This is a genomic window from Salmonella sp. SAL00670, assembly GCF_046552235.1.
GTDB lineage: Bacteria > Pseudomonadota > Gammaproteobacteria > Enterobacterales > Enterobacteriaceae > Salmonella > Salmonella enterica.
Map to the genome: position 1 here is coordinate 174,758 of NZ_JBGDUO010000007.1, position 11,293 is coordinate 186,050.

General features: G+C 53.6%; 6 protein-coding genes and 1 pseudogene. 5 read left to right on the forward strand and 2 right to left on the reverse strand.

The genetic code is table 11. The features are described from left to right. Positions 1–69: 69 nt before the first annotated feature. Positions 70–285, reverse strand: a pseudogene (locus ACLJRS_RS20210) (DUF4751 family protein); the annotation flags it as partial. Positions 286–1,003: 718 nt separating this feature from the next. On the opposite strand from ACLJRS_RS20210, the gene ACLJRS_RS20215 reads away from it, so the two are divergent. The 4 genes from ACLJRS_RS20215 to rluA all read left to right on the forward strand — a co-directional run bounded on the left by ACLJRS_RS20215 (position 1,004) and on the right by rluA (position 7,770). Continuing rightward, a complete protein-coding gene (locus tag ACLJRS_RS20215; RefSeq protein WP_000877520.1) occupies positions 1,004–1,624 on the forward strand; it encodes a YdcF family protein in 621 nt (206 codons plus the stop codon). 43 nt (positions 1,625–1,667) lie between these two features. Next, positions 1,668–4,019 carry a DNA polymerase II gene (gene polB, locus ACLJRS_RS20220; protein WP_000035727.1) on the forward strand — a complete coding sequence of 784 codons (2,352 nt, stop codon included), beginning with the start codon at positions 1,668–1,670 and terminating at the stop codon, positions 4,017–4,019. A 173-nt stretch (positions 4,020–4,192) separates the two neighbouring features. Then, positions 4,193–7,099, forward strand: coding sequence for an RNA polymerase-associated protein RapA (rapA, locus tag ACLJRS_RS20225; RefSeq protein WP_001116970.1), 2,907 nt, complete (start codon positions 4,193–4,195; stop codon positions 7,097–7,099). Positions 7,100–7,110: 11 nt separating this feature from the next. Then, positions 7,111–7,770, forward strand: coding sequence for a bifunctional tRNA pseudouridine(32) synthase/23S rRNA pseudouridine(746) synthase RluA (gene rluA / locus ACLJRS_RS20230; protein WP_000525198.1), 660 nt, complete (start codon positions 7,111–7,113; stop codon positions 7,768–7,770). A 94-nt stretch (positions 7,771–7,864) separates the two neighbouring features. Here rluA and djlA read toward each other — a convergent pair whose 3' ends face one another. Further along, positions 7,865–8,677 carry a co-chaperone DjlA gene (gene djlA / locus ACLJRS_RS20235; RefSeq protein WP_001200595.1) on the reverse strand — a complete coding sequence of 271 codons (813 nt, stop codon included), beginning with the start codon at positions 8,675–8,677 and terminating at the stop codon, positions 7,865–7,867. Positions 8,678–8,930: 253 nt separating this feature from the next. On the opposite strand from djlA, the gene lptD reads away from it, so the two are divergent. Continuing rightward, positions 8,931–11,291: an LPS assembly protein LptD gene (lptD, locus tag ACLJRS_RS20240; RefSeq protein WP_000746116.1), complete on the forward strand. Its 2,361-nt coding sequence runs from the start codon at positions 8,931–8,933 to the stop codon at positions 11,289–11,291. Positions 11,292–11,293 lie beyond the last annotated feature (2 nt).

Genomic DNA, 11,293 nt, shown 5'->3' on the forward strand with positions numbered 1-11,293 from the left:
TCCTTCGGGCTTTTCAAGCCCGTCCAAATTCCCCTCCCGCCTTATGTCGGCGGGAGTACCCTTTGGAGTTAAGATGGTATCCCGATGTCCGTTTTTTCTGTCGTGTCCTTGCCAGTGAAAAAAAGCATTGCCGTTTTCAATAATTTCGGTACGCCAAATCTGTTCTGTCCATGTTTTATACTCAAAAAATCGACTCACGGTTTTTATGGAAGGGTTAGCGCGTTGGGTATTGACGAAAAGATAACGGTCGTTCCCTACCAGACGCGCCTGCATACTCACATTCATAAAAGATCATTCCCGAATACCACAAATTTTGATAAAAACACCCGCACCCGAAAGTCAAAATAAAATTATATTCTAAAATAAAAATTAAATTATGCAGAGAGTTCCCGACGAATTCGCACTGTAATCCATTTTTATTTAACCATAGCGGCCAATTGGAATATTATATTTCTACCTGACGGTGCGGATGTTCCAAATGAAATTGTTACACTTTTCATTAAGTAAAACAAACAAAAAATATCGCTTTTTTGTTAATCCGAGAAATAAGTAACAGATTCGAACAAGCGCCTTTCTGAAAAATACTTAATGTATGAAAACAGACTTGACACAAAACGGCTAACACATGGGTAAAAACTGTAAATAAACATGATTCAAAATTAGCAGTTATAGGATAATTATATCTGCTGTCTACACCAGCATCATTATACCCTTCATACTTCGAGTTGCTTATGTGTTGGCTACGGATTACTCGGCCCATCCATGGGCCTTGCCCTGACGGGCCGTCGCACGCGACGTTCAAATCTGCTCCCGGCAGATTGGTCGCTCACCCCAGTCACATAGTTATCTATGCTCCTGGGGACTCACTCCCTTGCCGCCTTTAAGCAACTCGAATTATTTTGGGTATATATTGATAAATATACGTCAGCAAAAATATCTGACGCTAAAAGCCCTTTTATCGTTAAAATATCCATTACACCCGTCACGGGGAACGAACTCATTCATGAAATATCGCTACATCACCAGAATCGCGGCAGGCATAATTCTTATTATGGCCACGGTGTTTATCCATAACGCTATCGCTATTTATCAGTTCAGTCAGCAAAACCAGACGCGCGTAGCTGACTGCGCGATTGTCGCAGGAGCAGGCGTTAGCGGAAAAACGCCTTCTCCCGTTTTTCAGGCCAGACTGGATCATGCCATCTGGCTTTACCAACAACACATTGTCCGCGCGTTGGTATTAACCGGCGGCTACGGCGCTGGCGCAACGGTTTCCGACGCGGCGATAGCCCGTCAATACGTTCTGGAAAAAGGGATTCCGGCTAAGGCGATTTTTATTGAAGAGCGCTCTACCGTGACGCGCGAAAATATTCGTTACGCAAAACAGATACTGCGACAACAACAATGGCGCACAGCGTTACTGGTCAGCGATCCGCTGCATATGCTGCGTCTGAAAACTATCGCTCAGGATAATGGTATCGATAGCCGCTCATCACCCACGCGATCCACCCGCTATAAATCCTGGTGGGCGCAAACCCGCTTCTTACTGCGAGAAACTTTTTATTACAGCGGATATCGGCTTTTACGTTATATGCCTGTACAAAATAACAGTATTACCCCCTAAAACAGGTTATAATTAGCGTGAATTTTTTAGACAGGTAATCATCGTGGCGCAGGCAGGTTTCATTTTAACCCGGCACTGGCGGGATACGCCGCAAGGGACGGAGGTCTCTTTCTGGCTGGCGACAGACAACGGCCCTGTGCAGGCGACGCTGGCGCCGCAAGAGTCCGTGGCGTTTATTCCGACCAGCCAGACCTCCCGCGCAGCCTCGCTGCTACAGGCGGAAAAAGACTATCGCCTGACGCCGCTCCAGCTGCGAGACTTTCATCGTCAGCCGGTATCCGGTCTGTATTGCCGCACTCACCGCCAGCTTATGCGGATGGAGAAACTGCTGCGCGAAAGCGGCGTCACCGTTTATGAAGCGGATGTACGCCCGCCGGAACGTTACCTGATGGAGCGTTTTATTACGTCGCCCGTTTGGGTAGACGGCGAGATGCGCAACGGCGTTATCCGCAATGCGCGTCTTAAACCCCACCCCGACTATCGACCGCCGCTAAAATGGGTCTCGCTGGATATCGAAACCACGCGACACGGCGAACTGTATTGCATTGGTCTGGAAGGCTGCGGCCAGCGTACCGTTTATATGCTGGGTCCGGCGAATGGCGATGACCGCCAACTGGACTTCGAGCTTGTGTATGTCGCCAGCCGCCCGCAGTTGCTGGAAAAACTCAACGCCTGGTTTGCCGAACATGATCCTGACGTCATCATCGGCTGGAACGTGGTGCAGTTCGACCTGCGTATGCTGCAAAAACATGCCGAACGCTACCGTATCCCTTTACGGCTGGGGCGAGACAATAGCGAACTGGAGTGGCGCGAACATGGCTTCAAAAACGGCGTTTTTTTCGCCCAGGCCAGAGGGCGAGTCATTATCGATGGTATCGACGCGCTTAAATCCGCGTTCTGGAATTTTTCGTCTTTTTCGCTGGAAGCCGTCTCGCAGGAACTGCTCGGCGAAGGAAAATCCATTGATAATCCCTGGGATCGTATGGATGAGATCGATCGCCGCTTTGCCCAGGATAAACCCGCCCTCGCCACCTACAACCTGAAAGACTGCGAGCTGGTCACGCGCATTTTCCATAAAACCGAGATCATGCCGTTTTTGCTGGAACGCGCGACGATCAACGGTCTGCCGGTCGATCGCCACGGCGGTTCGGTCGCCGCATTCGGGCATCTTTACTTTCCGCGAATGCACCGCGCCGGCTATGTCGCGCCCAATCTCGGCGAAGTGCCGCCGCTGGCAAGTCCCGGCGGCTACGTAATGGATTCACAACCCGGATTATACGATTCAGTACTGGTGCTGGATTATAAAAGCCTGTACCCGTCGATTATCCGCACGTTTTTGATTGATCCCGTCGGGCTGGTCGAAGGCATGGCGCGGCCGGACCCGGAACACAGTACTGAAGGTTTCCTTGACGCCTGGTTTTCACGAGAAAAGCACTGCCTGCCGGAAATTGTTAGCCAAATCTGGCACGGGCGCGATGAAGCCAAACGTCAGGGCAATAAACCGCTCTCGCAGGCGCTTAAAATCATTATGAACGCCTTTTATGGCGTACTCGGCACCACGGCCTGCCGCTTTTTCGATCCCCGTCTGGCGTCGTCAATCACCATGCGCGGCCATACGATTATGCGCCAGACCAAAGCGCTGATTGAGGCGCAGGGTTATAACGTAATTTATGGCGATACCGATTCCACTTTCGTCTGGCTCCGGCGCGCGCATTCAGAAGCCGACGCGGCGGAAATCGGGCACAGGCTGGTGCGTCACGTGAACGAATGGTGGGCGCAGACGTTACAACAGCAAAAGTTGACCAGCGCGCTGGAGCTGGAGTTTGAAACCCACTTTTGCCGTTTTCTGATGCCGACCATCCGCGGCGCGGATACTGGCAGTAAAAAACGCTATGCGGGCCTGATTCAGGAAGGCGACAACCAGCGCATGGTATTTAAAGGTCTGGAAACGGTGCGGACCGACTGGACGCCGCTGGCGCAGCGCTTTCAACAGGAGCTGTATCTGCGCGTTTTTCGCAATGAACCTTATCAAGACTATGTGCGTGAGACTATCGATAAACTGATGGCGGGCGAACTGGACGCGCAGCTGGTTTATCGCAAGCGTCTGCGTCGCCCTTTACATGAGTACCAGCGTAACGTCCCGCCGCACGTTCGCGCCGCCCGGCTGGCGGATGAACAAAACCTGAAGCGGGGCCGTCCGGCGCAGTATCAGAATCGCGGCGCCATAAAATATGTCTGGACTGTTAACGGCCCCGAGCCCGTGGATTACCAGCAGTCGCCGCTGGATTACGAACACTATCTTACCCGCCAGCTACAACCCGTGGCGGAAGGAATTCTTCCCTTCGTTGAAGATAATTTTGCTACACTACTGACCGGGCAACTGGGGTTATTTTGACGCGTGACGAAAGCGCCGCCTTCCAGTACCATAGCGCCCTTTCCATTCCTGGACCTAATTAACGCCACTACCACATTAGCCTGGTAGCGGGGTCGTATACTCGCAATTATCCAGTGCTGTCGCCTGGGAATGGCGAGTAATGCCTGCAATTAAAGATATAGAGCCGAACACATATGCCTTTTACACTTGGTCAACGCTGGATCAGCGATACAGAAAGCGAGCTGGGACTTGGAACCGTTGTTGCGATGGATGCGCGAACCGTCACCTTACTTTTCCCGTCCACGGGGGAAAACCGCCTGTATGCGCGCAGTGATTCTCCCGTGACCCGCGTCATGTTCAACCCTGGCGATACGATTACAAGCCATGAAGGCTGGCAGCTACATATCGATGAAGTAAAAGAAGAAAATGGCCTGCTTGTTTATGTCGGCACCCGCCTGGATACCGAAGAGACCAATGTGACGTTGCGCGAAGTTCTGCTCGACAGCAAGTTGGTTTTCAGTAAGCCCCAGGATCGTCTGTTCGCCGGTCAAATCGATCGAATGGATCGGTTCGCGCTGCGCTATCGCGCCCGTAAATTTCAGAGCGAGCAGTACCGGATGCCATACAGCGGTCTGCGCGGTCAGCGGACCAATCTGATCCCGCATCAGCTTAATATCGCTCATGATGTAGGTCGTCGCCACGCGCCGCGCGTACTGCTGGCGGATGAAGTGGGCTTAGGTAAAACCATTGAAGCCGGGATGATTCTGCATCAACAGTTATTATCCGGCGCGGCGGAACGCGTATTGATCATCGTTCCGGAAACCCTGCAACACCAGTGGCTGGTAGAAATGCTGCGCCGTTTCAACCTGCGCTTCGCGCTGTTCGATGACGAACGCTATACCGAAGCGCAGCACGACGCGTATAACCCGTTTGAAACCGAACAACTGGTGATCTGCTCGCTGGATTTCGCCCGCCGTAATAAGCAGCGTCTGGAACATTTGTGCGACGCCGAGTGGGATCTGCTGGTGGTCGACGAAGCGCATCATCTGGTGTGGAGTACCGATGCGCCGAGCCGTGAATATATGGCCATCGAACAGTTAGCTGAACGCGTACCGGGCGTGCTGCTGCTGACCGCCACGCCAGAACAGCTGGGGATGGAAAGCCATTTCGCCCGTCTGCGCCTGCTGGATCCGAACCGTTTCCACGATTTCGAACAGTTTGTCGAAGAACAGAAAAACTACCGACCTGTCGCCGATGCGGTGGCCATGCTGCTGGCGGGCAATAAACTCAGCAACGACGAACTGAACAGGCTGGGCGATCTGATCGGCGAACAGGATATTGAACCGCTGTTGCAGGCCGCTAATAGCGATCGCGACGATGCGCAGGCCGCCCGTGATGAGCTGGTGTCGATGCTGATGGATCGCCACGGCACCAGCCGCGTTCTGTTCCGCAACACCCGTAACGGCGTCAAGGGGTTCCCGAAACGTGAACTGCATACGGTAAAACTGCCGCTGCCGACCCAGTATCAGACCGCCATTAAGGTCTCCGGCATTATGGGCGCGCGTAAAAGCGCGGAAGATCGCGCCCGCGATATGCTCTATCCGGAACAAATTTATCAGGAGTTCGAAGGCGATACCGGCACCTGGTGGAACTTCGACCCACGCGTTGAGTGGCTAATGGGCTATCTGACCAGCCATCGTTCGCAAAAAGTGCTGGTGATCTGCGCCAAAGCGACCACCGCGTTACAGCTGGAGCAGGTGCTGCGCGAACGCGAAGGCATCCGCGCCGCCGTGTTCCATGAGGGCATGTCGATTATCGAACGCGACCGCGCCGCCGCCTGGTTCGCCGAAGAAGATACCGGCGCGCAGGTGCTGTTATGTTCCGAAATCGGCTCCGAAGGACGTAACTTCCAGTTTGCCAGCAATCTGGTGATGTTCGACTTGCCGTTTAACCCGGATCTGCTGGAACAGCGTATTGGTCGTCTGGATCGTATCGGCCAGGCGCATGATATCCAGATCCACGTCCCGTACCTGGAAAAAACCGCCCAGTCGGTGCTGGTTCGCTGGTATCACGAAGGGCTGGACGCCTTTGAGCACACCTGCCCAACCGGTCGCGCGATTTATGATTCAGCCTACGCCAGTCTGATTAACTATCTGGCCGCGCCTGAAGAAACCGACGGGTTTGACGATCTGATCAAATCCTGCCGCGAGCAACATGAAGCGCTAAAAGCCCAGTTAGAACAGGGCCGCGACCGCCTGCTGGAGATCCACTCCAACGGCGGAGAAAAAGCCCAACAGCTCGCACAAAGCATTGAAGAACAGGACGACGACACCAACCTGATCGCGTTCGCCATGAACCTGTTCGATATTGTCGGCATTAACCAGGACGATCGCGGCGACAACCTGATCGTGCTGACGCCGTCCGACCACATGTTGGTGCCGGATTTCCCCGGCCTGCCGGAAGACGGCTGTACTATCACGTTTGAACGTGACGTAGCCCTGTCTCGCGAAGATGCGCAGTTTATTACCTGGGAACATCCGCTCATCCGTAACGGACTGGATCTGATCCTCTCCGGCGATACCGGCAGCAGCACCATTTCGCTGTTGAAAAATAAAGCGCTGCCAGTCGGCACGCTGCTGGTCGAACTGGTTTACGTCGTGGAAGCGCAGGCGCCGAAACAGCTACAACTGAACCGCTTCCTGCCGCCGACGCCGGTACGTATGCTGTTAGATAAAAACGGCAACAATCTGGCCGCCCAGGTCGAGTTTGAAACCTTCAACCGTCAGCTCAGCGCCGTGAATCGCCACACCGGCAGCAAACTGGTTAACGCCGTGCAACAGGACGTCTATGCCATTTTGCAACTGGGCGAGACGCAGATTGAACAGTCCGCCAGAGCGCTGATTGATAACGCGCGTCGCGAGGCGGATGAAAAACTGTCCGGGGAACTGTCGCGTCTGGAAGCGCTGCGCGCCGTCAACCCGAACATTCGCGACGACGAACTTGCCGCTATCGACAGCAACCGTCAGCAGGTGCTGGAAAGCCTGAATCAGGCAGGCTGGCGTCTGGACGCGCTGCGTCTTATCGTCGTCACGCACCAATAACGGAGCCGTACATGGGGATGGAAAACTACAATCCGCCGCAGGAACCCTGGCTGGTTATCCTGTATCAGGATGAGCACATTATGGTGGTCAATAAGCCCAGCGGCCTGTTGTCCGTGCCGGGGCGTCTGGAAGCGCACAAAGACAGCATTATGACGCGTATCCAGCGCGACTACCCGCAGGCAGAATCGGTGCATCGTCTGGATATGGCCACCAGCGGCGTGATTGTAGTGGCGCTGACCAAAGCCGCGGAGCGGGAGCTAAAACGCCAGTTCCGCGAACGTGAGCCGAAAAAGCAGTATGTAGCGCGCGTATGGGGTCATCCCTCCCCGGCGGAAGGGCTGGTTGACTTACCGCTCATCTGCGACTGGCCGAACCGGCCAAAGCAGAAAGTGTGTTATGAAACCGGCAAACCGGCGCAAACGGAATATAACGTGGTGGAGTTTGCGGCGGATAATACCGCCCGCGTGGTGCTCAAGCCGATCACCGGGCGTTCGCATCAGCTTCGTGTGCATATGCTGGCGTTAGGCCACCCGATTTTAGGCGATCGGTTTTACGCCTCGCCGGAAGCGTTGTCGCTGGCGCCGCGTTTGCAGTTACACGCCGAAATGCTGACCATTACCCATCCCGCTTACGGCACCAGCATGACGTTTAAAGTCCCGGCAGATTTTTAAATTCAGAGCCAATTTATGCCGGGGCGCTTCGCTTGCCCGGCCTACATTCATTAACGTAGGCCGGATAAGGCGCTAGCCGCATCCGGCAATTCAATCACTTGAAGCCTTTCTGTTCTTTGATTAGCTCATACGCTTTCTGAATTTCCTGCGCTTTTTGCTTCGCCATTTCCATCATTTCCGGCGGTAAACCTTTCGCGACCAGTTTGTCCGGATGATGCTCGCTCATCAGTTTGCGATAAGCGCGTTTAATGGTGGTTGCATCATCGGTGGTTTTAACCCCCAGCACATTACAGGCATCTTCCAGCGTCGGGCCGCGCTGCGCCTGCTGCCAGCCGCCGCCGGACTGTTGATGATAACCGCCGCCAAACTGCGCGCCGCCCTGCATCATGCGCAGAAACTGATCGAACTGTACGCGGGAAATACCTAGCTCTTCCGCAATCACATACAGCACTTCCCGCTCATTAGGGTGTAGCGAGCCATCGGCAAACGCCGCCTGGATCTGAATTTCCAGAAACATCCGGATCAGATCAAAACGCCCGAAGCAGACGCTACGAAACTGCCGCATCTTTTCACGTAATGGGTAATTATCCGCTTTTCCGACCCGAAAGGCGTTCTGCGCGGCAGTACGTGAATCGCCGTGTAAATTCATACGATCCATCAACTGACTGGCGATATGAATATCCGCTTCCGTCACCCGTCCTTTTGATTTGGTTAAGTGGCCCATCACCTCAAAGGTGGTGGCAAAAAACAGCGCCTGCCGTTCCCGCTGGTTGGCAAACCACGCCATTTTTCGGCTGCGGGCTTTGTCGAACATATGGCCCACCAGCAGACCCAGGACCACGCCCCAAAAGCCGCCGCCCATCATCAGGGCTACGGCGACGCCAATTATCTTTCCCCAGTACTGCATAGACTCCCCAAAACGTTACGCTATCGGTGAGGCTATCTCCCACAAAATAAGGTGCTTTTCTGCGAATGAAGGCTACGGTCAATTGTGGGACATCGCCTATAATTTGCATTATCATACCTGTCATTCAATGCCGTGCCTAACACCACAGACGCTAAACGGCAGGATTAACACTGGCGCAGCGAAGATGAGTAAGTTAGGCTGTGACCGTTTGTCACGCGCAACGCTACCGATGATGGAACAATAAATACAACGTATGAAAAAACGTATTCCCACTCTTCTGGCCACCATGATCGCCAGCGCCCTTTATAGTCATCAGGGGCTGGCAGCCGATCTCGCCTCACAGTGTATGTTGGGCGTGCCAAGCTACGATCGTCCTCTGGTAAAAGGCGATACCAACGATCTGCCGGTTACTATCAATGCCGATAACGCTAAAGGTAACTACCCGGACGATGCCGTTTTTACCGGCAACGTGGACATTATGCAGGGGAATAGCCGCCTGCAAGCGGATGAAGTGCAGCTTCATCAGAAGCAGGCGGAAGGTCAGCCGGAACCTGTACGCACCGTCGATGCGCTGGGTAATGTGCATTATGATGACAATCAGGTCATCCTTAAAGGGCCGAAGGGCTGGGCGAACCTGAACACCAAAGACACGAACGTCTGGGAAGGCGATTACCAGATGGTGGGCCGTCAGGGGCGCGGTAAAGCTGATCTCATGAAGCAGCGCGGCGAAAACCGTTATACCATTCTGGAAAACGGCAGCTTTACCTCCTGTCTGCCTGGCTCCGATACCTGGAGCGTGGTGGGGAGTGAAGTCATCCATGACCGTGAAGAACAGGTTGCGGAGATCTGGAACGCCCGGTTTAAAGTAGGTCCGGTTCCGATCTTTTATAGCCCCTATTTACAGCTACCCGTCGGTGACAAACGTCGCTCAGGTTTCCTGATCCCGAACGCGAAATACACGACCAAGAACTATTTCGAGTTCTACTTACCGTATTACTGGAACATCGCGCCCAATATGGACGCCACCATCACCCCGCACTATATGCACCGCCGCGGCAATATTATGTGGGAGAACGAATTCCGTTATCTCACGCAGGCAGGCGCCGGGTTGATGGAATTAGATTATCTGCCTTCTGATAAAGTCTACGAGGACGATCATCCCAAAGAGGGCGATAAGCACCGCTGGTTATTCTACTGGCAGCACTCAGGCGTGATGGATCAGGTGTGGCGTTTTAACGTCGATTACACCAAAGTCAGCGACTCCAGCTACTTTAACGATTTCGACAGTAAGTACGGTTCCAGTACCGACGGTTACGCAACGCAGAAATTCAGCGTCGGCTACGCCGTACAAAACTTTGACGCTACGGTGTCGACCAAACAATTCCAGGTCTTTAACGATCAAAACACCAGCAGCTACTCTGCGGAGCCGCAGTTAGACGTTAACTACTACCATAACGATCTCGGGCCGTTTGATACCCGGATTTACGGCCAGGCGGTGCACTTTGTTAACACCAAAGACAATATGCCGGAAGCGACCCGCGTCCACCTGGAGCCAACCATTAATTTGCCGCTCTCCAACCGCTGGGGCAGCCTGAACACCGAAGCGAAGCTGATGGCGACGCACTATCAGCAAACGAATCTGGACAGCTATAACAGCGATCCAAACAATAAAAATAAGCTGGAAGATTCGGTTAACCGCGTCATGCCGCAGTTTAAAGTCGACGGTAAGCTCATCTTCGAACGCGATATGGCGATGCTGGCGCCGGGGTATACCCAGACGCTGGAACCACGCGTGCAGTACCTGTATGTGCCGTACCGCGACCAGAGCGGCATCTATAACTACGATTCTTCTTTGCTGCAATCCGACTATAACGGCCTGTTCCGCGACCGCACTTATGGCGGTCTCGACCGTATTGCTTCCGCCAACCAGGTCACGACCGGCGTCACAACACGCATTTATGATGATGCCGCCGTTGAACGTTTTAACGTTTCTGTTGGTCAAATCTACTATTTCACGGAGTCTCGCACCGGCGATGACAACATTAAATGGGAGAATGACGACAAAACCGGTTCGCTGGTTTGGGCAGGCGACACTTACTGGCGTATTTCAGAACGCTGGGGGCTGCGTAGCGGAGTGCAGTACGATACCCGTCTGGATAGCGTCGCTACCAGCAGCAGCAGCCTCGAATACCGTCGGGATCAGGATCGTCTGGTACAGTTGAACTACCGCTATGCCAGCCCGGAATATATTCAGGCTACGTTGCCTTCGTATTATTCCACGGCAGAGCAGTATAAAAACGGCATCAACCAGGTGGGCGCGGTGGCAAGTTGGCCGATTGCCGATCGCTGGTCGATTGTCGGCGCGTACTACTTCGATACCAATTCGAGCAAACCTGCAGACCAGATGCTCGGCTTGCAGTACAACTCTTGCTGCTATGCGATCCGCGTCGGATACGAACGTAAGCTGAACGGTTGGGATAACGATAAACAACACGCGATTTATGATAACGCGATTGGCTTCAACATTGAGCTGCGCGGTTTGAGCTCTAACTACGGCCTCGGCACGCAAGAAATGTTGCGTTCGAACATTCTGCCGTACCAAAGCTCTATGTAATC